15 protein-coding genes are annotated in these 23,225 nt (G+C 65.8%); 9 read left to right on the top strand and 6 right to left on the bottom strand.

What is annotated here, in order from left to right; all coding sequences use genetic code 11:
• Positions 1 to 77: 77 nt before the first annotated feature.
• Together AC1PZ7_RS20175 and AC1PZ7_RS20170 are read right to left on the bottom strand one after the other, a co-directional pair.
• Positions 78 to 2,081, bottom strand: a complete 2,004-nt coding sequence (locus AC1PZ7_RS20175) for a MacB family efflux pump subunit (protein WP_482356967.1) — start codon at positions 2,079 to 2,081, stop codon at positions 78 to 80.
• A gap of 2 nt (positions 2,082 to 2,083) precedes the next feature.
• The gene (locus AC1PZ7_RS20170; RefSeq protein ID WP_482356966.1) at positions 2,084 to 3,310 is read right to left on the bottom strand and encodes an efflux RND transporter periplasmic adaptor subunit; all 1,227 of its coding nucleotides are present in this window, start codon (positions 3,308 to 3,310) and stop codon (positions 2,084 to 2,086) included.
• 185 nt (positions 3,311 to 3,495) lie between these two features.
• Here AC1PZ7_RS20170 and AC1PZ7_RS20165 point away from each other — a divergent pair, with 185 nt between their 5' ends.
• Both AC1PZ7_RS20165 and AC1PZ7_RS20160 read left to right on the top strand, forming a co-directional pair.
• Positions 3,496 to 4,266 carry a response regulator transcription factor gene (locus AC1PZ7_RS20165; protein ID WP_482356965.1) on the top strand — a complete coding sequence of 257 codons (771 nt, stop codon included), beginning with the start codon at positions 3,496 to 3,498 and terminating at the stop codon, positions 4,264 to 4,266.
• Positions 4,263 to 5,549, top strand: coding sequence for an ATP-binding protein (locus tag AC1PZ7_RS20160; RefSeq protein WP_482356964.1), 1,287 nt, complete (start codon positions 4,263 to 4,265; stop codon positions 5,547 to 5,549). Before AC1PZ7_RS20165 ends, AC1PZ7_RS20160 begins: the two co-directional genes overlap by 4 nt.
• A gap of 39 nt (positions 5,550 to 5,588) precedes the next feature.
• On the opposite strand, the gene AC1PZ7_RS20155 is transcribed toward AC1PZ7_RS20160, so the two are convergent.
• A complete protein-coding gene (locus AC1PZ7_RS20155; protein WP_482356963.1) occupies positions 5,589 to 8,996 on the bottom strand; it encodes a glycosyltransferase family 4 protein in 3,408 nt (1,135 codons plus the stop codon).
• A gap of 45 nt (positions 8,997 to 9,041) precedes the next feature.
• On the bottom strand, positions 9,042 to 9,860 hold the full coding sequence (locus AC1PZ7_RS20150) for a class I SAM-dependent methyltransferase (RefSeq protein WP_482356962.1): 819 nt from the start codon (positions 9,858 to 9,860) through the stop codon (positions 9,042 to 9,044).
• Between the two features lie 581 nt (positions 9,861 to 10,441).
• Here AC1PZ7_RS20150 and AC1PZ7_RS20145 point away from each other — a divergent pair.
• The 5 genes from AC1PZ7_RS20145 to AC1PZ7_RS20125 all read left to right on the top strand — a co-directional run bounded on the left by AC1PZ7_RS20145 (position 10,442) and on the right by AC1PZ7_RS20125 (position 17,243).
• Entirely contained in the window at positions 10,442 to 11,875 is a 1,434-nt protein-coding gene (locus AC1PZ7_RS20145) for a basic amino acid/polyamine antiporter (protein WP_482356961.1), read from the top strand.
• A gap of 25 nt (positions 11,876 to 11,900) precedes the next feature.
• The gene (locus tag AC1PZ7_RS20140; RefSeq protein WP_482356960.1) at positions 11,901 to 13,136 is read left to right on the top strand and encodes an arginine deiminase; all 1,236 of its coding nucleotides are present in this window, start codon (positions 11,901 to 11,903) and stop codon (positions 13,134 to 13,136) included.
• Between the two features lie 252 nt (positions 13,137 to 13,388).
• Positions 13,389 to 14,819 carry a basic amino acid/polyamine antiporter gene (locus AC1PZ7_RS20135; protein ID WP_482356959.1) on the top strand — a complete coding sequence of 477 codons (1,431 nt, stop codon included), beginning with the start codon at positions 13,389 to 13,391 and terminating at the stop codon, positions 14,817 to 14,819.
• A gap of 71 nt (positions 14,820 to 14,890) precedes the next feature.
• On the top strand, positions 14,891 to 15,460 hold the full coding sequence (locus tag AC1PZ7_RS20130) for a HutD/Ves family protein (protein WP_482356958.1): 570 nt from the start codon (positions 14,891 to 14,893) through the stop codon (positions 15,458 to 15,460).
• Between the two features lie 160 nt (positions 15,461 to 15,620).
• Positions 15,621 to 17,243: an ABC-F family ATP-binding cassette domain-containing protein gene (locus AC1PZ7_RS20125; RefSeq protein ID WP_482356957.1), complete on the top strand. Its 1,623-nt coding sequence runs from the start codon at positions 15,621 to 15,623 to the stop codon at positions 17,241 to 17,243.
• 9 nt (positions 17,244 to 17,252) lie between these two features.
• On the opposite strand, the gene AC1PZ7_RS20120 is transcribed toward AC1PZ7_RS20125, so the two are convergent.
• Positions 17,253 to 20,222, bottom strand: coding sequence for an outer membrane protein (locus tag AC1PZ7_RS20120; RefSeq protein ID WP_482356956.1), 2,970 nt, complete (start codon positions 20,220 to 20,222; stop codon positions 17,253 to 17,255).
• Between the two features lie 100 nt (positions 20,223 to 20,322).
• Entirely contained in the window at positions 20,323 to 21,336 is a 1,014-nt protein-coding gene (locus AC1PZ7_RS20115) for a LacI family DNA-binding transcriptional regulator (RefSeq protein ID WP_482356955.1), read from the bottom strand.
• 102 nt (positions 21,337 to 21,438) lie between these two features.
• On the opposite strand from AC1PZ7_RS20115, the gene AC1PZ7_RS20110 reads away from it, so the two are divergent.
• Both AC1PZ7_RS20110 and AC1PZ7_RS20105 read left to right on the top strand, forming a co-directional pair.
• Complete coding sequence (locus AC1PZ7_RS20110) at positions 21,439 to 22,107, top strand: RraA family protein (RefSeq protein ID WP_482356954.1); 669 nt, start codon at positions 21,439 to 21,441, stop codon at positions 22,105 to 22,107.
• A gap of 43 nt (positions 22,108 to 22,150) precedes the next feature.
• Complete coding sequence (locus AC1PZ7_RS20105; protein ID WP_482356953.1) at positions 22,151 to 23,185, top strand: TRAP transporter substrate-binding protein; 1,035 nt, start codon at positions 22,151 to 22,153, stop codon at positions 23,183 to 23,185.
• The last annotated feature ends 40 nt before the right edge of the window (positions 23,186 to 23,225 follow it).

Here is a 23,225-nt window from a genome sequence, read left to right as displayed (position 1 = left end):
TGTCTGTACAATCGATGCGCAATTTGCTCATAGTATGGTGAAACTGTTTCCGAGATTTACATTTATATTGCTGAATATTACTGACGAGAATTGGTCAAAGCTGCGACCGGATCGAGGCGCGAAGCGTTGCGCGCCGGCAGGTAGCCGAAGGCGACGCCGATGAGGCTCGAACAGGCGAAGGCGAGCAGGATCGAGCCGGTCGAGTAGACGAGCGAGAAGTTCGAGCCGAGCAGGCTGAACCCCACGCCGAAGGCCAGCGCAAGGGCGATGCCGGCCGCCCCGCCGATGAGGCACACCATCACCGCCTCGGTGAGAAACTGCTGCAAGATGTTGTTCTGGCGGGCGCCGACCGCCATCCGCACGCCGATCTCGCCGACGCGCTCGGACACCGAGACCAGCATGATGTTCATCACCCCGATGCCGCCGACGACCAGCGAGATGACGGCGATGGCGGCGATCAGCACCGTCAGGGTCTGGGTGGTGCTGGTGATGGTGCGGCGTATGTCGTCCGTGTTGATGATGAAGAAGTCCTTCGTTCCGTGGCGCTGGGTGAGAAAGCGCGTCACCGCCTGCTCGGCATAGGCGCTGTCGACCTCGTCGCGGATCTTCAGGGTGATGGAGCGCAGCGAGGTCGAGCCGAGGATGCGCGTCTGCACCGCCGTGTACGGCATGTAGAGCGAGAGGTTCTGGCTCGACCCAAACCCGCCCTGCTGCGTCTGCGTGACGCCGATGATGCGGGCGGGCACCGTGCCGACGAAGATCACCGTGCCGAGCGGATCGGCACCCGCCTCGGCGAACAGCGCCTTTCGGGTGTTCTCGTCGATGACGACGTCGAGTGCGCGGGAGGCGACGGCGTCGGCATCAAAGAACCGGCCGGCGGCGAGTTTGGTGCCCTTGGCGGCGAAGTACTGCTCGCTGACGCCATTCACCAGCGCGTTCGCCTCCTTGGCGCCGAAGCGCACCGTGCTCTGCGTGGAGACGGTCGGGGTCGCGGCGGCGACATAGGGCTGCCGGGCGAGCTGGTCGACGTCGGCCACCACCAGCGTGGTGATCCGCCCCGAACGCGTGTCGCCGAAGTCCTTGCCGGCGAATATCTCGATCGTGTTGGTGCCGAGCCCGCTGATATTGGCGAGCACCTTCTGGCGCGAGCCTTCGCCCAGCGCCACCACGCAGACCACCGAGGCGATGCCGATGACGATGCCCAGCATGGTGAGGCCGGTGCGCAGGCGGTGCGCGTTCATCGAGCGTAGCGCCATGTGGAACGCCTCGCCGAACTGGTCGAGGGCGCTGCGCCAGGACGGCTTGCGGCCAGGTGCGGCCTCCGCCGTGCCTGGCTCCGCCGCCATGTCCAGCCCGCCCGGCTCGGTCACATCGGGCGCGGTGCGGCGGTCGGCGATGATGTGCCCGTCCTCGATCTCGATGATGCGTCCGGCGCGGGCGGCGATGTTCATGTCGTGGGTGACGATGATCACCGTCCGACCCTCGGCGTGCAGTTCGTCGAGGATCCTGAGCACTTCCTCGCCGCTCTGCCGGTCGAGCGCGCCGGTCGGCTCGTCGGCAAGGACCACGTCGGCGTCGTTCATCAGCGCCCGGGCGATCGACACGCGCTGCTGCTGGCCGCCGGAGAGCTGACCCGGCCGGTGGCCGAGCCGCCCGGCCATGCCGAGCCGTCCAAGCAGGGCCGCGGCGCGGGCCTGCCGCTCCTGCGCCGGGCGGCCGGCATAGATCGCCGGCATCTCGACATTGCCGAGAGCGGTCAGTTCGGCCAGCAGGTTGTAGCGCTGGAAGACGAAGCCGAAATGCTCGCGCCGGAGCGCCGCCAGATCGTCGGCGGCAAGCCGCGCGGTGTCGCGTCCGTTGATGCGGTAGCTGCCCGCGCTCGGCCGGTCGAGGCAGCCGAGAATGTTCATCAGCGTCGACTTGCCCGAGCCGGAGGCGCCGACGATGGCGACCATCTCGCCCGCCCGGATGGTGAGGTCGATGCCGTTGAGCACGCTCACCGTGCCCTCGCCGGAAGCGTAGTCCCGCCTCACGCCCTCAAGGACGATGAGGGGCGTGTCGGTCGATACCGGCCGATCCATCGTCAGAGCCCCATCGGCGGAGGGCCGGGCATGCCGGAGCTCGCCGGCGCCACGCTCGCCGTGTCGCCCGTCACCACACGTTCGCCTTCCGCGAGGCCGGCGCGCACCTCGGCCACGGTCTTGTCGTTGAGTCCGATCTCGACCACCCGCGTCTCCGGACTGCCGTCCGCGCTGAGCACCCGGACCTCGTAGCGCCCGGTAGCGTCACGCGCGCCCAGCGCCATGGCTGGAATGGTCAACACGCCCTGCGCCGCGCCGACGACGATATGGACCTCGGCGGTCATGTAGGTGCGCAGCCGGCCCTCCGGGTTCGGCACGTTGAGGATGCCGTTGTAGTAGATGGCCGAGCTGCTGCTGCTGGAGGAACTGGAGGAGGTGCTGCTGCTCGCCGTGCTGGATGAGAAGCTGTCATCGCTCTTGATCGATTCCGGCGCCGGCTCGATGAAGGCGAGCTCGGTCTCGTAGCGCCGCGTACCCTCGCCGACGATGGTGAAATAGGCGCGCTGGCCCGGTGCCGTCCGCACCACGTCGGCCTCCGAAATCTCCGCCCGCACGGTCATGGTGTCGAGCTGGCCGAGCACGACGATGGTCGGCGCCGATTGAGTGGCATTCACCGTCTGGCCTTCCTGGCTGACGATGGCGAGCACGGTGCCGTCGATGGGCGCGGTGATGCGGGTATAGCCGAGGTTGGACTGGGCATTCTCGACAGCGACCTCCGCCTCGATGATCGAGGCCTTGAGCTGGGCGATCTGCGCCCGGGTCACCTTCACATCCGCCTCGGCCGCCTCGAAATCGGCCTGCGACACGACCTTCTGCGATACCATCGAGGTGCGGCGCTCAAGGATCAGTTCGTCACGGTGAAGCAGGGCTTCCTTCTCCGTGAGTTGGGCGCGTGCATTGTCGAGCGCGGCGCGCGCCGTGCGCAGCGCGTTCTCCTGCGGTACGGAATCGATTTCGGCCAGCAGGTCGCCGGCGGTCACTTTCTGGCCGAGCGAAACGGCGACGCGGGTGATGCGGCCGGACGCCTGCGCGCCGACCGCGACGAGCTTGGCCGGCTTGAGCGTGCCGCTGGCCAGTACGGCTTCCTCCACGTCGCCGCGCACGACGGGCGCCGTCACCAGCGAGGAGGACGGGTCCTTTACCCATTGGCTGCGGGCAGCATAGATTCCGGCCAGCAATACAAAGAAAGCCACAAACAGCAGCGGCTTGAACAGCCTGCCCTTCACCATTCGGTCACTCGGTTCTTTCCGTGGGTGCCGCCCCGGCCAGCCAACGAACGACTAGACGTGCCGCGTTTCCCGTTTGTTTCACGCGGCACCGCGAAAGGCGGATATTTGTTGCGCAGCGTTGCTCGGGAGGGAATAGCAACGCTCGTTCGCAAAAATCCCGAGCACGTCCGGAAGTGTGTAGCTATATGAGCAACATGAACGACATGCGCGATGGCGAGGCGGGCAGTGGCCCGCACATACTTGTGGTCGACGACGACCAGCAGATCCGCAAGCTTCTGGGGCGGTATCTGGCTGAGCAGAGCTTCCGTGTCTCGCTCGCCGCGACCGGCCGCGAGGCCGAGCGCCGGCTCACCGAGGGGCGCATCGACCTCGTGGTGCTGGACCTCATGCTGCCGGACGTCTCCGGCCTCGACCTATGCCGCGCGATCCGAGGGCGCTCCAGCGTTCCGATCATCGTGCTCACGGCGTTGAAGGAGGATGTCGACCGCATCATCGGGCTGGAGATCGGCGCCGACGACTATCTCGGCAAGCCGTTCAACCCGCGCGAACTGGTGGCGCGCATCCGCGCGGTGCTGCGCCGTTTGTCGCCGCGTGCCGCGGCCGCCGCGCCGCGTACGCTGCGCATGCAGTTCTGCGGTTTCGTCGCCGATCCGGCGAGCCGCCAGCTCTGGGACCGCGAGGGCAACGAGATCGTGCTCACCGGCGCCGAGTTCGACCTGCTTCTGGCGCTGCTGGAGCGGCCCGGGCGCATGCTGTCGCGCGAGCAGCTTCTCGACATCACGCACGGGCGCGGCTCGGTCGGGTTCGATCGCTCCATAGACGTGCTGATCAGCCGGCTGCGCCGCAAGCTGGGCGATGCCGGCAGCTTCCAGATCATCAAGACGCTGCGCAATGGTGGCTACCAGTTGGCCGCGCGGGTTGAGCTCACACCGGGCACGGAGACGACGGCACCGTGAACACGATCCGCACCAAGCTCACCGTGCTGCTGGTCGGTTCGGTTCTTGGCGTGCTGGTGGTTGCGACCGGACTGTCGTTCCTGATGCTCACGCCGCCGGATTTCAGCAAGATCGACGATGCCACCGCGGTTCAGCTCGAGATGCTGATCGACCTCGCCGAGAGCAACCATGAGGCGCTGGTCGACAACCCCTATGGCAAGATCGCCAAGGAACCCGCGGGCGGCCAGGTCGTTGATCAGGCCTTTCGCGGCATCAACGAGGCGCTCAGGCGTCGGGGCCGCACCCAGCGCGTGACGATAACCGAACCGCCGGACATGCCGTGGCCGATCATATCGGCACCGCTCTCCGACGGCCGCTGGCTGATCGTGCCCATGGCGATCATGCCGCCGGGGAAGGATGGCGCGTGGGCTCTGGTCGGCTGGCTCGTCCTCGTGGCCCTCGGGACGACGCTCGTCATGGTGTTCGCCGTGCGGCGCCTCACCGAGCCGCTGGCGCTGTTGCGCCGGACCGCCGCCGCCATCGACCCCTGCGGCGAACTCAAGCCCCTGCCGGAAAGGGGGCCGACGGAGGTACGCGCGGCGGCGCGGGCGATCAATCTGCTGTCGTTGCGCCTGGGGCAGGCAATGGAGAGCCGCATGCGGCTCGTCGCCGCCGCCGGGCACGACCTGCGCACGCCGATGACGCGGATGCGGCTACGCGCCGAATTCCTCTCCGACGACGACCGTGCCGACTTCATCAACGATCTCGACGAACTCGACCGCATCGCCGACAGTGCCATCCGCCTCGTGCGCGAGGAGGTCGAGGGAGGGGCCGGCGAGACGATCCGCCTCGACGGGATGGTCGCCGACACCGTCACGGAGTTGCAAGACATCGGATTCGCGGCCGATCTGGCGGCGGCGGTGCCGGTGTCGATCCGCGTCCGGCCGGAGGCGCTGCGCCGCGCCCTGCGCAACCTCATCATCAACGCGGCGACGCACGGCCGAAAGGCGACCGTGCGGGTGAGCGCGGAGGCGGGCAGGGCGCGCGTCACGATCGAGGATTGCGGGCCGGGCATTCCCGAGGAATTGCTGCCGCGGGTCTTCGAGCCGTTCTTCCGGGTCGACCCGGCGCGCCGGGCGCCCACGCCGGGGGCGGGGCTCGGCCTCGCCATCGCCCAGCAGATCGTCACCCGCAACGGCGGTGCGCTGGTCCTGCAGAACATGGCGCACGGGCTGCTGCAGGTGCTGGAGTTTCCGGTTGTGGAGAGCGAGCCCTATGAGGCGGCGGATTCCGACGCCGCCTGAGGCGGGCGACGCCGACAGGCGCTGACTCCGGGGCGCCAGTCAGGCGTCCAGCAGCGCGAGCGCGGCATCATCCCATGTGGGGGCGACATATTCGCGTGCCTTCTTCTCCAGCGCTGTTCTCAGGCCGTCATTCATCGCCAGCGTCTTCAGCGCATCGACCCACGCGTAATAGTCGTTCGGGGCGATCCTGATCAGGCCCGCACAATCGGTCTCCCGCGCCGCCGGCACAGTGTCGGACACGACGCAGACCTTCCCGAAATGGAGGGACTCGATCGGTGGCAGGCCCCAACCCTCGCAGCGTGGTGGGTAGAGCGTGAACCGGCAGTTCTGGTAGAGCCAGGAGAGTTGCTCGGAACTCGTGCCGCGCAGCTGGATGATATTGTGTTGGGCCAGGGCGCTCGCCATGCGCGGACTATCGTAATGCTCGAAGCCACGCTGCACGCCGCCGACCAGGATGAGATGCAGGTCGCGCACGCGCGGGTCGGAAGAGGAACTGATGAACTCCTTCCAGACGTCGACGATGAAATCGTGGCGTTTCCGATGATTGATGGATGAGACGAAGATAACGAAGTTCTCGGGCAGGGTGCAGTCCGGCTTGATCGGTTCCGCGCTCACAAGATCATTGCGGACGCCGAGCGGCATGCACGTCACCGGCAGCTTCAGCCCGGCATCGGCCGCAAAACGCCTCAGCTCGGTCTGCGACTGGCGCGAGATCGTGATGACCGAATCAGCGACCGAGAGAAGCGTCGTCAACCTCCTACGGTAGGCGTCCCTTGTATCTGCGTCGAACGAGGCGGGGTCCGTTACGTAGACGATGTCCGGGACGTGAACGCGGAGCTTGACCTGGTGGCTTCGGACCAGATTGCAAAAATCGGAGAGCATCACCTCGTTCGAGATCCAGGGCTGACCGAGGACGAACACCCGGTCTCCGGCGTTCAGATCCGGCAGATGGTCGAGATCGAAGTATGCATAGCGGGGCATGACGCTCAGCACCTCCGGCGCGTGAGGCTGGATCACGCCTTTGGCGGACGTCACTTCCTGCTTCGGAAGCAGGGTTTCGCCGTGAAGGAAAGCACGCCACGCCAGGCGTATCCGACGCGGGATCACCCTGCGCCTGCGCCGCCGCGGCGATGCCGCCTGCATCGCGATCTCTCCAGGCGCGGGATCGCCGAGGGGGCGGAGTGTTACCTGCACCTCAAGCAGCTTCACATAACGGCGGCTCTCTCCGTCGCCGGGCGAGGTCGCTAGCCTTGCGCGGCGGCCGCCCGATTCGACGTAGTCGAAGCTCTCCTCAACGTATCCGGTGTTCTGGTCGACCCAGATGAGCGAGCGGCAATCCGGCTTCATGTGCACCAGGGCATCCGAGGTATTCAGCTCGAGCCCGGTCACTCCAGTAAGAGGACGACCATGCGCCTGCTGATGGAACAGATGACTGTTCTCCAGATACAGCCTCGGCTCCGGCGGGGCACGCCGGGCGTCCTTCTGGCCTGCCTCGGTTTCGATCAGGCTGCGATAGACGGCAAGCGTGCCGTCGACGTGCTGACCTATGTCAAAATGCTCGCAGACGAACTGCGATCGCCGTTGCCTCTGGGTGGATGTCTCGGGTTCGGCAAGCTCCCTGCGCACTGCTTCGGTCAAGCCGTCGAGGTCACAGGGATGAAAGTACTTCGCCAGATCGCCGAAATACTCGCTCTCGCCCGACATGTTCGACAGGAACAGTGGCGTGCCGGCGGCCCCCGCCTCGAGGGCGGCCAAGGGGGCGCCTTCCGCCCAGCTCGTCAGCACGAGGCAGGCTGCCGCCTTGAAGGCAGCGGCCAGCATGGCCCGGTCCTCGATCCGGTCGAGATGGACAAGGTTGGGGCCGGCCCACTTCTTGAGCAGAGCGAAATAGTCGGCGTCCCCGACATGTCCGAGGAGTACGACGGGGCGGTCGATATTCTTGAGGGCGTGGGCGATCAGAGCCTGATTCTTGCGCGGTTCGATGCGGCCCACGACGAGCACGAAATCCCTCAGCCCAAAAGCATTGGTGAATTTCGCCGCGTCGCCGGCCACCATTGCGGCGGTGTCCACGCCGTTTCGCACGACACTCGACGAACGAATTTGTGCGCCGAGTGACCGGACGAACCCTTCCTCGTAGGAGCTGAGGAAGATCACATGGTCCGCCAGCTCGGCGCCTCGTTTGAGGGCCGAGAAGTGACCCTTCACGCCTTCCGCCGGCGGTGCGCCCGCACCGGCCAGGTAGGGCGGGGTCAGGGCGTGGATATTTCCGATACCCTGCCGCAACGTGGTGCCGGCCGAGGTAAGTCGGAGCGCGGCGGGTATGGCCCCGACGAAATAGGGAAGGTAGGAGAGGTTCAGGGCGATCGGCGAATAGACCGACCGGGCACCGATGCGCTTGGCCAGCGCGAGTTGCCCGGACGCGTAGTGTAGCGGCCATGAGTTGAAGACATGCACCGTCGAGTGGGTGTCCTCCTCGGCCAGCGTGGTCTTGACTTCGATCGTCTCGTTGCGCTGGGCGGCGGTCGCGACGATATTCGCGATGCGGGTCGTCGGCCCGCCCCGGCTCACGGTCTCGCTGCTGGCGGATAGGATAGCCGCTGTCGCCCCGCGCGATCTGGGCAGCACCGGGCGCTCCGCCCGCGCCGGCTGTTTCGAAAGCAGATGATCGAATAGCGACAGGTGCGCATCCGCCCAGGCTTCCCAGGTGCGGCCGCTGACGCTCTCGCGCAACGCGGCACGCTCCTCCACTAGCGAGCGAAGAACCTGGCGCAGCGAAGCCGCATTGCCCCGCTCGAAGGGGATATGCGGGAATTCGCCCACCCAGCCAACATCCGGAGCAATGACCGGCACGCCGCAGGCCAGCCCCTCCAGCATGCTCATGGGACCGCCCTCATAGAGGGAGGGGATGAGCACGTAATCCAGGCTGTTGTAGAAATCGGGAAGGGCAGAGTCCGCAACGGTAACCGAGGGTTTGGGCCAGCCGGCGCCAGTGAACTGCCAGTCGATTCCCGGAACATCCATAACTTCGGCGACCAAGGCTTCGCCCTTGCGTCCGGTATGGTAGGTCCTGCCGATGACGCCAATTCGGACCACGGGCTTGAACAGCCTCAGATCGACGCCGGGCGAGATGAGGCTCACCTCATTCAGGCCCTCCTCGCGCATCTCTTGCGCGTACCGCTCCGACATGCATATGCGGTGATCGACGTCCCGCGCGACAGAGAAATAACGCTCCCTGGCGACGGGAATGGGCTCGGAATGCGTAAAAAAAGCTACTTCGACAGGTGAAATGCGCCCCTTGAAGCCCGAATAATTGATATAATATTGCAGATCAGAGAATGGATCGCCGCTCAGGCCGTAGGTTACCTGCGATGAACGTCCGGCGATTTCCCTTGCACACTTCTCAAGGATCCAACCGGAATCGGCAATTCGAATGTGAATTCGTGTCATGGTCGAATTTTTCAAATCTCTCAAAGAAACGCAGCGAAGAGTGGGTCACCCAATCTGCTTCATTTGAGCGTGGCACACCTTAGCAAATCGTTCCGACGTTTTATCGCCAAAATGCCGCTGGACAAACTCCAGCAGGCTTTCGATGACATTATCGGCAATGGGTGTTTCCCACGGTGTGGCCAGAGTTTCGCAGAGAATGTCTGCATAAGCAGTAAAATCCAATGATAACTGCACCGCTCCAATCATGGGCGGCTTCTGCGTGGAATGAAACTTTCGATCTGGCCAGAAATTATACAGATAGAACGGGCCGCGGTTTCTGTGTCCATGCCGCTCGAACATGCACAAATTCAGATCATGCATCGCAATCCAGGATAACGGCGCCAGATGGGGCAGGACCGCGATCAGATCGGAGGTCGTCCAGGGATGGAGATGGTTGGCGTCTATGAAGGCAAAGTCGACGCGACCAATGCCATCCATCTGATCGAGAGCGATGCCGCTGGTGAGAAGCTCATAGCAATCGCGGACATCTCCCTCCATCTCGCTGACCGCAGAGCCTGTGGCTTTTGACTTGTCCAGATAGTATTCAGGAAACAGATCGACGCCGACAAGGTGAAATGGGTGCCCGATGCCTTTCAACGTTCTGAGAAGAATGGACGAACTCCATCCGCTCGCAACGCCGATTTCGACGACCTTCCTGGGTTGAACGGCGTGGACCAGGCCGGCTAGAAACCGTGAGTCGTTGATTGAAATATTGCCGCCGATCCAGGCGGGCTTGCGTTCAAAGTAATCCTTGCCGGCGATCGTCTCGCCCATCTTTTCGATGGCGTCGACATTCATAGAATTTAGAATCTCGGAATGATCCATATGCCCACTTTTCTGGCGTGTTATATCTTTGACACTACACGAAAGTGCGCACTTTGAGACTAAGTTGCACACGCAAGTACCGTTGCGCAATGTTGCCTGATTTTAGGGCGCCCGGGTGCGCACTGTCAATCGCAACGCCCCTTTGCAGGAGCGCGCCGCGCGGTGCCGACGGCGCGTTTCGACACCCTCCAAAGCCATCAGCTGCCGGCCGGGCGTGTCGTCGGCGTTAGGGAATGTGCCGTCTTGATTCTGAACGCCACCTTTCCACAGGCCTGACTCCGGCGCGTAGGAGTTGCGCTCTCGGGCCGGTATCGCGAGTGCCCAAGAAGCCGCGTCGGTGTCGCGGCGGTCGTGGGTCCGGTTCGGTTTTCTGCTCGTTTTGTGAGGTTCGGCGGGCATATCGTGTCCAGTTGTACGCGCGTTAGCATTTCGCAGGTGCAGCATAGTTTCCGGAAGATAAGGCTTAACACGCCGTCCGAATTGGTATTTGATCGATAAGTCAGAGGCTTTATGCCGCGTTATTTGGCTCCGAGCCTTGTAGTGGATGCATCGATTCGTGTTCTCTTTCGGTGAGGTGCGTCATGGCTGATTCGTCGGCCGGAAAGCTTTCTCTTCCTAGCCTGACCGCGATGGTGGTCGGCTCCATGGTCGGGGCCGGCATCTTCAACCTGCCCGGCCGTTTCGCGACGGCGACGGGTCCGTTCGGCGCCATCATCGCCTGGATCATCGCCGGCACCGGCATGTACATGCTGGCGCGCGTCTTCCAGGCGCTGGCGGAAAAGCGGCCGGACATCGATTCCGGCGTCTTCGCCTACGCCAAGGCCGGCTTCGGCGACTATATGGGCTTCCTCTCCGCCTTCGGCTACTGGCTGGGAAGCTGCCTCGGCAACGTGTTCTACTGGGTGCTGATCGGCTCGACGCTGGGGCGCTTCTTCCCCGATTTCTTCGGCGATGGCAGCACGGCGACGGCAATCATCGTGTCGCTGGTCGGCATCTGGGCCTTCCATTTCATGATCCTGCGCGGCGTCGAGCAGGCGACCTTCATCAACAGCGTCGTCACCATCGCCAAGATCGTGCCGCTGATCGTGGCGATCCTCGCCTTCGTGTTCTTCTTCAATTATTCGCAGTTCTCCGAGAATTTCTTCGGCGGCGTCGGTATGCCGGAGAAGACCCTGGTGGCGCAGGTCCGCGACACGATGCTGATCACGGTCTTCGTGTTCCTCGGCATCGAAGGCGCGAGCGTCTATTCCCGCTTCGCCAAGAAGCGTTCGGATGTCGGCTCCGCCACCATCCTCGGCTTCGTCGCCGTGACCGGCCTGATGGTCGCTGTCACGCTGCTGCCCTTCGCCACGGCGCCCCGCGCGGCCATCGCCGGGGTGCCCAATCCCTCCCTTGCCGGCGCCCTCGAACTGGTCGTCGGGCACTGGGGCGCGGTGTTCATCTCCATCGGCGTGCTCGTCTCGGTGCTCGGCGCCTATCTCGCCTGGTCGCTGATCTGCGCCGAGGTGCTGTTCGCCGCGGCCAAGTCGCAGGACATGCCGAAGATGTTCGCAGCGCAGAACGGCAACCGCGTGCCGGCCAACGCGCTCTGGCTGACCAATATCGTCGTCTCGCTGTTCGTCGTCTCGACCTACTGGTCGCGCGACGCCTTCAACTTCATGCTGGACATGACCAGCGTGACGGCGCTGCTGCCCTATCTGCTGGTCGCCGGCTATGGCGTGCTGCTCGCCCGCAGCGGCAAGGGCTACGAGACCACGCCCGAGCAGCGCGGCCGCGACCAGATCTTCGCGTGGATCGCCGTCGTCTACACGCTGTTCATGTTCGTCGCGGCGGGTCTGAAATACGTGCTGCTGGTCGCCGTGCTCTTCGTGCCGGGGACGATCCTGTACTTCTGGGCCCGGCGCGAGCAGCGCGCACGCCTCTTCACGCCGGTCGAGCTCATCGTCTTCGGCGTCACGGTCGTGGCGGGGGTGATCGGCGCGTATGGCCTGCTGACCGGCACCATAACACCCTGACAAGAAACGTACCTGGAGCCCAATGATGGAAACCAATTTCGGCGTTCACTCCGAGGTCGGCCAGCTGCGCAAGGTCATGGTCTGCGCGCCCGGCCGCGCCCACCAGCGCCTCACCCCGAGCAACTGCGATTCCCTGCTGTTCGACGATGTGCTGTGGGTCGATGTCGCCAAGCGCGATCATTTCGACTTCATCACCAAGATGCGCGACCGCGGCATCGAGGTGGTGGAGATGCACAATTTGCTCACCGAGACCGTCGCCATCCCCGAGGCGAAGAAGTGGATCCTCGACAACCAGGTGGCGCCGAACCAGATCGGCCTTGGCTTTGTCGACGAGGTCCGCTCCTATCTCGAAGGTCTGCCCAACCGCCAGCTCGCCGAGACGCTGATTGGCGGCCTGTCGACGTATGAGTTCCCCGAGACCATCGGCGGCGAGACGCTGGCGCTGATCCGCGACGCGGCGGGCGTCAACGAATACCTGCTGCCGCCGCTGCCGAACACGCTCTACACGCGCGACACCACCTGCTGGATCTATGGCGGCGTGACGCTGAACCCGCTCTACTGGCCGGCGCGGCACGAGGAGACCATCCTCACCACCTCGATCTACACGTTCCACCCGGATTTCGCCGGCAAGGTGAAGGTGTGGTGGGGCGATCCGACCAGGGATTGGGGCCTCGCCACGCTGGAAGGTGGCGACGTCATGCCGATCGGCAAGGGCAACGTGCTGATCGGCATGAGCGAGCGCACCTCGCGCCAGGCGATCAGCCAGGCGGCGGCGGCGCTGTTCGCGCAAGGCGCCGCCGAGCGTGTCATCGTCGCCGCCATGCCGAAGCTGCGCGCGGCGATGCATCTCGACACGGTGTTCACCTTCGCCGACCGCGACTGCGTGCTGCTCTATCCCGACATCGTCGATAAGATCGAGTGCTTCTCCTACCGGCCGGATGGCAAGGGCGGCGTCGAGCTCTCCAAGGACAAGGGCCTCGTGGAGACGGTGAAGGAGGCGCTCGGCCTCAAGCAAATCCGCGTCGTCGAGACCGGCGGCAATGACTACATGCGCGAGCGTACGCAATGGGATTCCGGCGCCAACCTCGTCTGCGCCTCGCCCGGCGTGGTGTTCGCCTATGACCGCAACACCTACGCCAACACGCTGCTGCGCAAGGCCGGCATCGAGGTGATCACCATCGACGGTTCCGAGCTCGGGCGCGGGCGCGGTGGCGGCCATTGCATGACCTGCCCGATCATCCGCGACGCGGTGGAGTTCTGAGGGCGGCCTCTTCCCGTTCCCCGGACAAGCTGCACATCGTGCAGCGCCGATCCGGGGTCCGGGGGAAAAGGGCCGAAGCCTCGAAATCCCCTCAGGGGGATCGAGTGCAGCGCCTGCGGTGGAGTCTTGCGCTGGATCCCGGCTCGGCGCTCTGGCTTCGCCTCCGCTGGGCCGGGAAACGGGAGCGGTGAACGCCGCGCCCGAACCCCGCGCAGCCTTCGATGCCGTCCGGACCACGTACTCAGGCGACCGATGACCCAGCCTTCCCCGCAGAAATTCGCGCTCCCCACGCTGACCGCCATGGTGGTCGGCTCCATGGTGGGGGCGGGCATCTTCTCGCTGCCGCAGACCTTCGGGCAGGTGACCGGGGGGCTGGGCGCGCTCATCGCCTGGTCAATCGCCGGCGGCGGCATGCTGATGCTGGCCTTCGTGTTCCAGACGCTTTCGCGCCGCAAGCCGGAACTCGACGCCGGCGTCTATGCCTATGCCAAGGCCGGCTTCGGCAATTATCCCGGCTTTCTCTCGGCGCTGGGCTACTGGACCGTCTGCTGCCTCGGCAACGTGTCCTACTGGGTGCTGGTCAAGTCGACCTGGGGCGCGCTGTTTCCCATCCTCGGCGACGGCAACACGGTCGTGGCAGTGGTCCTGTCCTCGGTCGGCATCTGGGTCGTGCATTTCATGATCCTGCGCGGGGTGCGCGGGGCGGCCTTCGTCAACACCGTGGTGACGGTGGCGAAGATCATTCCGATCCTGGTCTTCCTCGTCTTCGTCGGCGTCGGCTTCAAGGCGGACATCTTCGCCGCGAATTTCTACGGCGGACCGGGGCTGGAGGCCGAGGGACTGTTCGCGCAGGTGCGCGGCACCATGCTGGTGACGGTGTTCGTCTTCGTCGGCATCGAGGGCGCCAGCGTCTATTCCCGCTATGCCCGCAGGCGCGCGGATGTCGGTATCGCGACCCTGCTCGGCTTTCTCGGCGTGCTGTGCCTGCTCGTGCTGGTGACGATGCTGTCCTATGGCGTGATGCTGCGTCCCGACCTCGCGGGACTGCGCAACCCGTCCATGGCGGGCGTGCTGCGGGCCGTGGTCGGCCCCTGGGGCGCGGTCTTCGTGAGTGTCGGCCTCATCATCTCGGTGCTCGGCGCCTATCTGTCCTGGTCGCTGCTGGCGGCGGAGGTGCTGTTCTCGGCGGCGAAGATGGAAAGCATGCCGGCCTTCCTGGCGGCGGAGAACCGCAACAAGGTACCCTTCGCCGCGCTGTGGCTGACCAACATCCTGATCCAGCTTTTCCTGATACTGACGCTGTTCGCCGAGCAGGCCTTCCTGCTGGCGCTGAAGCTCACCTCGTCGATGATCCTGCTGCCCTATCTCCTCGTCGCCGCCTATGCGCTCAAGCTGGCCCTCAGCGGCGAGACCTATGCGGGGCAGCCGCGCGAGCGCGGCGTCGATCTCACGCGCGCCGTGCTGGCGACGATCTATGCCGCCGGGCTGATCTATACGGGCGGGCTGAAGTTCCTGCTGCTCTCGCTGGTGATCTACGCGCCGGGCACCGCGCTGTTCGTCATCGCGCAGAAGGAGCGCGAGCACCGGGTCTTCACCCACGCCGAGGCCCTGCTCTTCGCCGCCGCGGCCGCCGGCGCGGTGGTCGCGCTCTATGGGCTGGCGACCGGGCGCATCAGCATCTGACCGCCCCCGTCGCGCGTCGATTGACGCGGGGCGGAACGCTCACTAGTCCTCGGCGACCTCAGGACCGGAAAATGCTGCGCATCCTCTCCAAGCACGACTACGTCTCGACGCCGTGGAACAACGGACACGGTGTCACCACCGATGTCCTGCTGCTGCCGGAAGGCGCGAGCCGGCGGGATTTCGACATCCGCATCAGCCTCGCGCCGATCGACGAGGAGGTGCCGTTCTCGTCCTTTCCCGGCATCGACCGCCACATTACCCTCATCGAGGGACACGGGCTGGCGCTTGATTTCGGCGGCATGACGCGGCGTCTCGATCCCCTGACGCCGCTCTTCTTCGACAGTGCCGCCGCGCCGGTCTCCCGCCTCGCTTCGGGGCCGGTACGGGTGATCAACGTCATGACACGCCGTGGGCGCTGGACGGCGGAGGTTGCGGTGTGGCGCGAGGCCGGCGAGCTGCTGCTCGGCGCGGACGAGCTTGCGATCGTCTATGCGGTCGCCGGCACATGGCACGCGGCCGATGGCGTCGCGCTCGACGCCGGCGACGCCTTGCTGGTGCAAGGATCGGAGCGCGTGGAACTGAGCCCGCAATCCGCGACCGCCCTGGTCGCCCGGTTTCGCCCCGAAACTGCCGTCGGATAAAGCGTTTTACGGCGCCGTCGGGGCGGCGACCGGACCAGACAGATCGACGCGGAAAGGCCCGCCGGCAGGTGCGTCGGCAGGTACTCTCGCCCCCGCGCCCTTCCTTCGGGGCGGCAAATGGCCTAAGTGCGCGCATCTCTCCCAAGGAATCCGTGCACGCATGATCCGGCTCGACTCCATCGGCAAACAGAACGGCAAGCAGATCGTCTTCATCGAGGCGTCGGCGACGCTGCTGAAGGGCGAGAAGGTGGGGCTGGTCGGCCCCAACGGCGCCGGCAAGACGACGCTGTTCCGTCTGATCACCGGCGAGGAGGCGCCCGACGAGGGGCAGGTCTCCACCGATCGCGGCATCACCATCGGCTATTTCAGCCAGGATGTCGGCGAGATGGCGGGGCAGCCGGTGCTGGCCGAGGTGATGGACGGTGCCGGCCCGGTGAGTTCGATCGCCGCCGAGATGCGCGAGCTCGAAGCGGCCATGGTCGATCCCGAGCGGGCCGACGAGATGGACGCGATCATCGAGCGTTATGGCGAGGTGCAGGCGCGCTTCGAGGAACTCGACGGCTATTCGCTGGAGGGTCGCGCGAGCGAGGTGCTGGCCGGCCTCGGCTTTACGCAGGAGATGATGGAAGGCGATGTCGGCAAGCTGTCGGGCGGCTGGAAGATGCGCGTGGCGCTCGCCCGCATCCTGCTCATGCGCCCGGACGTGATGCTGCTCGACGAGCCCTCGAACCATCTCGACATCGAGAGCCTGATCTGGCTGGAGGCGTTCCTGAAGAATTTCGACGGCGCGCTGATGATGACCTCGCACGACCGCGCCTTCATGAACCGCATCGTCAACAAGGTGGTGGAGATCGACGCCGGCGCGCTCACCAGCTACTCCGGCGACTACGAGTTCTATGCCCAGCAGCGGGCACTGTCGGAAAAGCAGCAGCAGGCGCAGTTCGAGCGCCAGCAGGCGATGCTCGCCAAGGAGATCGCCTTCATCGAACGCTTCAAGGCGCGCGCCTCGCACGCCGCGCAGGTGCAGAGCCGGGTGAAGAAGCTCGACAAGATCGAGCGCGTCGAGCCGCCCCGCCGCCGCCAGACCGTCGCCTTCGAGTTCCAGCCGGCGCCGCGCTCGGGCGAGGACGTGGTCAGCCTGAAGAACGTGCACAAGAGCTACGGCACCCGCACCATCTATGAGGGGCTGGACTTCCATGTGCGCCGGCGCGAGCGGTGGGCGGTGATGGGCGTCAACGGCGCCGGCAAGTCGACGCTGCTGAAGCTGGTGACGGGCTCGACCGCGCCGGACGACGGCACGGTCGCGCTCGGCGGCAGCGTGAAGATGGCCTATTTCGCCCAGCACGCCATGGAAGTGCTGGAGGGCGAGCGCACCGTGTTCCAGTCGCTGGAGGACGCGTTTCCGCAGGCCGCGCAGGGTTCGCTGCGCGCGCTGGCGGGCTGCTTCGGCTTCTCGGGCGACGACGTGGAAAAGAAGTGCCGGGTGCTCTCGGGCGGCGAGAAGGCCCGGCTGGTGATGGCCAAGATGCTGTTCGACCCGCCGAACTTCCTGGTGCTGGACGAGCCGACCAACCATCTCGACATCGCCACCAAGGAGATGCTGGTGGCGGCGCTGGCGAATTACGAGGGGACCATGCTGTTCGTCTCGCATGACCGGCATTTCCTCGCCGCGCTGTCGAACCGCGTGCTGGAGCTGACGCCGGACGGCATCCATCAATATGGCGGCGGCTACACGGAATATGTCGCGCGCACCGGCCAGGAGGCGCCGGGCCTGCGGACCTGAGCGCCGGGTTTACGGCGTGGCGCCGAAGCGCCAGTTCACCGTCATGGCGATGATATCGAGCTTCGTGCTGTCGGGTGCGAGGCTGACGCCGGTCAGCGAGGCCGGGGCGGTGGTGTAGAAGGCCGAGGAGGCGTCGAGCTCGACATGTCGGTACTCCAGCCCCACTGACATGTTGGGCAGCAGCGCATAGTCGATGCCGGCGCCCAGCGTCCAGCCGCCATTGCTGCTCCTGTTGTCCAGCACCTGACCGACGAAGTTGAAATTGTTGAAGGAATCCTTCTGTCGGTCCCAGGCGAAGCCGCCGCGCATATAGACAAGTGCGCGATCGAAGGCGTAGCCGAGCCGCGCGGTCGCGGTCATCAGCGCATCGACCCGGCTGCCGCAGTTGAAGCCGGAAAGGTCGCCCGCCGGCGCCGTGGAGAAGCAGGTGTTGGTGCCGACGATGTTGGCCCAGGCGCCCGATGCCTCGGCGCCGATGACGATATCGCCCATCTGGTAGTCGACGCCGATCTGGCCCCCCGCGATCGCCCCGCCCAGATCGACGGCATCGCCGGTGACCGGCGGCACGAAGGGGGACTGGTAGCTGCTGCCGGCCTTGCCCGCGCCGAGCGTGCCGCCGGCATAGAGGCCGGTCCAGTTCATGGCGGGTTCGGTGGCCTTCACCGGCAGGTCGCCCGCTTCGCGTGCCGGTCGCCGGTCGCCGAAGCGGTAGGAGGCCTGAAGGAACGCACCGTAGCGCTCGGTATAGAAGGTCTGGGGCGACGGCAACAGGGTGGAGGGGAACTGCGTCTGTGCGTTGTCGGTGGCGAAGAACCAGTAGCGCCCGCCAATGCCGATATCGAGGCGGTCGTTCACCGCGTAGGTCAGGGCGGCCTCGATCTGCGTACCCCATCCGTCGCCCGTCTCGGACTGCGGATTGATGTCGGGACGGAACCAGTGATTGTCGTAGGACGAGCGCGTGACATAGGGCAGATAGGCGGCATCCACGTCGAGCGTGACGCGGTCGGACAGGCGCAGGCGGGCGTTCAGCCCGAGCGCCACACCCTGCCAGAGCTCGGTCTCGCTCAGGCCGAGGTTGGAGGCGAGGGCGGGATAGGCGGCGCGATCGGCCGCGCCGCAGATATCGGAGAGCCCGACCTGCGTGCAGCTATAACCGTCGGCGCCCTGATAGAGCGCCCGATAACCGATGAAGGCGCCGAGGCTACCGCCTCGCACCGAGACGGCGTCATAGCCGACATCCAGCGCGCCATAGGACAGACGCCCGGCGTGCAGCGACGAGAGCGTGTTGGAATAGGCCGGGCCGGCGGGAAAGTCCTCGTCATGCAGGGAGCCGCCATTGAGCTGGCCGAGGCCGACAAAGCCCTTGAGGAACAGGCCGTTGTCGTTGTCGAACCGGAAGAAGGTCTCACCCGCCTGCCCGGTCGTGTCCTCGTAGATCAGGCGGGAGTTGAGGCGCAGTGTCTCATGGGGGTCGAAGAGGTCCTTCTGCATCCGGCCGGAACTGAGGAAGTAGCGGGCGCCGATTTCCGCGCTCCAGCCTGAAGGGGTGGAGGCGGCAGGCGTCGCGACCGCTTGTGAGCCAGTGTCGTCGCCGGCGAAGCGGTAGTTGAGGCCGAGGCGCACCGCGTCGAGCGTCTGGTTCAGCGAGGCGGTCGAGGCGCCGCCGGCTCCGGCGAAGGCGAGGTCCTGCGTGCCGAAATCCATGTGGTTGTATTCGATGAAGGCGCTGAGACGGGCGTCGATCGCGTATTCCACGCCGGCCCCGGCCATCCAGCCCCAGCGCGTACCCGAACTGTTGCTGTGGTCCGTGGACGCGGATTCCTGAACCTCGCTGCCGGCATCGGCCCAGGCGGCGCCGGCCTTGGCGTAGATCAGGAAGTCGCCCCAGCCACGGCCGAGCCGGCCCGCCACCGTGCCGAGGGACGAGATGCTGTCGTGGCAGACATAGCTCACGGAGCCGACATTGTTCGTCGCGCACTTGGCATGGCTGTCGAGGTCCGTCGCGCTGAGGGAGGCGTCGAGGCCGGCCACCCACGAGCCGAACTGGTAGTTGACGCCGATCTGCCCGCCGCCGAACAGGCCCTGCCCGTCGGCGGCGCCGGGGAAGCTGCCGAGTTCGGACACGGAGGCAAGCATGCCGCCGCTCGAGATCCATTCATCGCGCGCCCACGCGCCGCCGGCATGGCCGCCGACATAGAGCCCGGACCAGTCGCGCGTAGCGGCGCTCGCGGCCGGTGCGGTGCCCGGCAGGGGCGCCGCGCCGGGACGCCAGTTGAGACCGAGTTTGACGATCTGCGCCGACTGGGACAGGTCAACCGAGCTCGACAGCCCGCCATTCTCCAGCCCCACGGAGGCCGAGCCGAAATCAATGTAATTGTACTCCGCCCGGGCGGAGAACTCCTGCGTCAGCGCGATCTCGACGCCTGCGCCGACCGTCCAGCCGACCAGCGTGTCCGAGCCGGTGTAGCGCCCGACATAGCCGCTACCCGGTACCGCGAAATTACTGTTGGCGAGCGCCAAGCCGGCCTTGCCGTAGAGCAGCATATTGTCGAACGCGTAGCCGGCGCGTGCCGTGAGCGTGCCCATCACATCGGTGTCGGTGCTGCAGGTCGACCACCAGTCGTTCAGGCAGCGTACCATCGAATTGAGCTGGCCGGCGCTGACGTCGGCCTCCGCGCCCAGCACGATGTCGCCAATTTGTTGATTGTAGCCGATCTGCCCGCCGACCAACACGCCGCCGGCGTCGCCATCGACCGGCAACCTCTGCGCGGCGGAGGCGGCAAGCTCGCCCGTGCCAATGCCCCATTGCGTGGAGAAAAGCCCCGAACCGGCATGCACGCCCAGATAGAGCCCGGTCCACGAGGCCGCGGGAGTTGCCGGCGCAGGCGCAGGGAGGTCTGAGGCACCGGCGATGCCGGCGACTGCCGTCACAAGAGGGAACACGTAGGCCGATACCAGCAGTGCGGCGCGCTTTCCCATGCGAATCTCCCGTCAAGCCCGGCGGCCAAATTAGCACATGGCGACCGATGATCGTCATCCGCGAGGTGGCGCGGGCGCGGGCCGCCTCGGGCGCCGCGCCTCAGGCGCTGGTACCCTCGACCAGGGTGACGGGGAGCGTGTATTCCCGCTTCTCGAAGGCGCCGGTGCGCAGGCGCTCCAGCAGCAGCTTCGCGCCGAGCTCGCCCAGCTCGAAGGCCGGCGAGCGTGCCGAGGTGAGGCTGACCCCGCCATAGCTGTGGGGCTCGAAGGCATTGAAGCCGGAGACCGCGACCTGGTCGGGAACGCGTATGCCGCGGCTGTCCAGCAGCCGCAGCGCGACGATGGCGATCTTGTCGTTGGCGCCGACGATCGTGTCGGGCAGGCCGTGATCCTCGATATGCTCGCCGATCACGTGGGCGATGGCGTCGGGGTCGTTCTCGTCGCAGCGCAGCACCTTCACGCCGACCCGCGCCTGCCTGAACGCCTGCCGGAAGGCCTCGAGCCGCAGCTCGATGGCCGGCCAGGGAATGTGCGGGATGACGATCGCCACCTTCTTGGGATGGCGGCGCAGCAGATGGCGCGCGAGCGTGCTGGCGCCACCGGCGTCGTCCTGATTGACGAAGCAGGTGTCGGCGAGGTCCGCGATCGGCCTGTCCTGAAACACGATCATCGGCTGCCCGAGGCTGGCGAGAAGCTCGGTATTGGTCCGGCGCGAGGCGGCCGAGCCCGACAGCATGATGCAGATGGCGTCCACCACCGCCTCGCGGACGAGGAAGGATTCGCCGATCTGCTTCGGCTTGACGCCGTGCAGCAGCAGCCCGAAGCCGTGCTGGCTGAGATGGTTGGACAGACCCGCCGCGACATGGGTGGTGAAGGGGTCGGCCAGGAACATCGGCGAGGGATCGACGATGGTCAGGCCGATGATCGAGCGCTGCAGTGTCCGCAGCCCGCGCCCCATGCGGTTGGGGCGGTAGCCCAGCTCGCGCACCGACGCCTGCACGCGCTCCACCGTCTCGACCGAGATGCCGTAACGCATGCCGTTCACGACCTTGGAGACCGTGGCGATCGAGACGCCGGCATGCGCGGCGACGGTGTGCAGGTTCGGCTTGGCCATTCGTTCGTCCTGGAAGGGTACTCTCTATGGGGCCATTGACGGTATCGATAAACAACTTTATGGTTTTGTTAAACGTTTAACATGAAGCCTTGGAGACGCTCCTTGCACAAGAATGATCTCGATCTCGAAACCCTGAAGGCGAAGCTCTACTCCGCCGTCCTCAGCGACGTGCTGGATGATTTCGGCCTTCCCGACCAGGCGATGGCGCCCTTCGTCCGTCCGCTGGACGAGAGCCAGAAGCTCATGGGCTATGCCCGCACGGGCCTGTTCATGAACACCTACTCGGTGCGCGAGGGCGAGAACCCCTACGAGATCGAGATCGCGCTGATCGACGACCTCAAGCCCAACGACGTCGCCGTGCTCGGCTGCGCCGGGCCCACGCAGCGCATCGCGCCCTGGGGCGAACTGCTCACCACCGCCTCGCTCAAGCGGGGGGCGGTCGGCTGCGTCACCGATGGTCTGGTGCGCGACGTGCGCCACATCCGCTCGCTCGGCTTCCCGGTCTTCCATGGCGGCATCGGCCCGCTGGATTCGCGCGGCCGCGGCAAGATGATGGCCTATGACGTGAAGATCGAATGCGGCGGCGTCAGCGTCGCGCCCGGCGACATCGTCTTCGGCGACGTCGACGGCGTCGTGGTCATCCCGCAGGAGGTCGCCGCCGAGGTGATTGAGGCGGCCCTCACCAAGGTGACCAGCGAGAACAAGACGCGGCAGGAGCTGGAGAACGGCCTGCTGCTTGGCGAGGTCTACGCCAAATACGGCGTCCTGTGAGTTCGTCTCACCAAGCGCACAAGCGCAAACCAAGGGGAATGGCATGAACAACGGAATGAGGACTCTCACCGCCGCGCTGGTGGCGGCTGGCCTGACGATGCCCGTCAGCGCCATGGCGGCCGACTACAAGATCCGCGCCAGCCACTCGGAAGCCACCGACAGCCCGCTGCACAAGGGCTATGAGGTGTTCAAGGCCTATGTCGAGGGCGCCAGCGGCGGCAAGATCGAGGTGGTCATCTCGCCGGCCGGCCAGCTCGGCTCGATCACCGACGGCCTCGAACAGGCGAAGGCGGGGGCGATCCAGATCGCCCAGGCCGACGAACAGACGCTCGACGCCTTCTACAAGCCGATGATGATCCTGGCGACGCCGTATCTCTTCGCTGATGACGAGGAGGCGCGCGCTTTCCTGGCGAGCGACCTGTTCACCAAGACCAACGAGGAGATGGCGGCGGCCTCCGGCCTGCGCCTGCTCTCGGCCGCCTCCTACGGCTTCCGCGACTTCACCAACAATGTCCGCCCGATCAAGTCGGCGGCGGACATGAAGGGTATCCGCATGCGGGTGCCGCCGAGCCCGATGTCGCTGGCGATGGTCAAGGCCATGGGCGGTTCGCCGACGCCAATTCCGTGGGCGGAGCTCTACGGCGCGCTGCAGACCGGCGTGGTCGACGGACAGGAGAACCCGCTGGGCGTGATCCACGACTACTCGTTCTACGAGGTGCAGAAGTTCCTGACGGTCGACAATCACCAGCTCGGCCTGAACAGCATCGTCATCAGCGAGCCGTTCTTCAAGAGCCTGTCGCCGGAGCTGCGCGAGATCGTCGCCGTCGGCGCGCAGATGGCCGCGGCCACCGAATATGGCGCGCGCAACTACCAGTCCCGCGTGGTGACCGTCGATGCCTTGCGCAAGAAGGGCATGCAGGTCTACTTCCCGACGCCGGAAGAGGCGGCGACCTTCCGCGACGCCGTCAAGGCGCCGATGCAGGAATACCTCAACAAGGAACTCGATCCGGCCTTCGTGAAGGCGGTCTATGACGAGATCGAGACGATCCGCGCCGAACGCGCCGCCGCCGTGAAGTAACCGTCTTCCAGTCTGCGGCACCATCACGTTCGGAAAGGGT

It is taken from the genome of Ancylobacter sp. TW_SC_1, assembly GCF_056836805.1.
Note: the sequence above shows the minus strand (reverse complement) of the source record. Positions and strands in the feature narration are given on the sequence as shown.

What these genes read in the sequence shown, in the direction of transcription:
- AC1PZ7_RS20175 (WP_482356967.1), bottom strand. Translation starts at nt 2,081, where the DNA reads ATGGATCGGCCGGTATCGACCGACACGCCCCTCATCGTCCTTGAGGGC.
- AC1PZ7_RS20170 (WP_482356966.1), bottom strand. Translation starts at nt 3,310, where the DNA reads ATGGTGAAGGGCAGGCTGTTCAAGCCGCTGCTGTTTGTGGCTTTCTTT.
- AC1PZ7_RS20165 (WP_482356965.1), top strand. Translation starts at nt 3,496, where the DNA reads ATGAGCAACATGAACGACATGCGCGATGGCGAGGCGGGCAGTGGCCCG.
- AC1PZ7_RS20155 (WP_482356963.1), bottom strand. Translation starts at nt 8,996, where the DNA reads ATGACACGAATTCACATTCGAATTGCCGATTCCGGTTGGATCCTTGAG.
- AC1PZ7_RS20150 (WP_482356962.1), bottom strand. Translation starts at nt 9,860, where the DNA reads ATGGATCATTCCGAGATTCTAAATTCTATGAATGTCGACGCCATCGAA.
- AC1PZ7_RS20145 (WP_482356961.1), top strand. Translation starts at nt 10,442, where the DNA reads ATGGCTGATTCGTCGGCCGGAAAGCTTTCTCTTCCTAGCCTGACCGCG.
- AC1PZ7_RS20140 (WP_482356960.1), top strand. Translation starts at nt 11,901, where the DNA reads ATGGAAACCAATTTCGGCGTTCACTCCGAGGTCGGCCAGCTGCGCAAG.
- AC1PZ7_RS20135 (WP_482356959.1), top strand. Translation starts at nt 13,389, where the DNA reads ATGACCCAGCCTTCCCCGCAGAAATTCGCGCTCCCCACGCTGACCGCC.
- AC1PZ7_RS20130 (WP_482356958.1), top strand. Translation starts at nt 14,891, where the DNA reads ATGCTGCGCATCCTCTCCAAGCACGACTACGTCTCGACGCCGTGGAAC.
- AC1PZ7_RS20125 (WP_482356957.1), top strand. Translation starts at nt 15,621, where the DNA reads ATGATCCGGCTCGACTCCATCGGCAAACAGAACGGCAAGCAGATCGTC.
- AC1PZ7_RS20120 (WP_482356956.1), bottom strand. Translation starts at nt 20,222, where the DNA reads ATGGGAAAGCGCGCCGCACTGCTGGTATCGGCCTACGTGTTCCCTCTT.
- AC1PZ7_RS20115 (WP_482356955.1), bottom strand. Translation starts at nt 21,336, where the DNA reads ATGGCCAAGCCGAACCTGCACACCGTCGCCGCGCATGCCGGCGTCTCG.
- AC1PZ7_RS20105 (WP_482356953.1), top strand. Translation starts at nt 22,151, where the DNA reads ATGAACAACGGAATGAGGACTCTCACCGCCGCGCTGGTGGCGGCTGGC.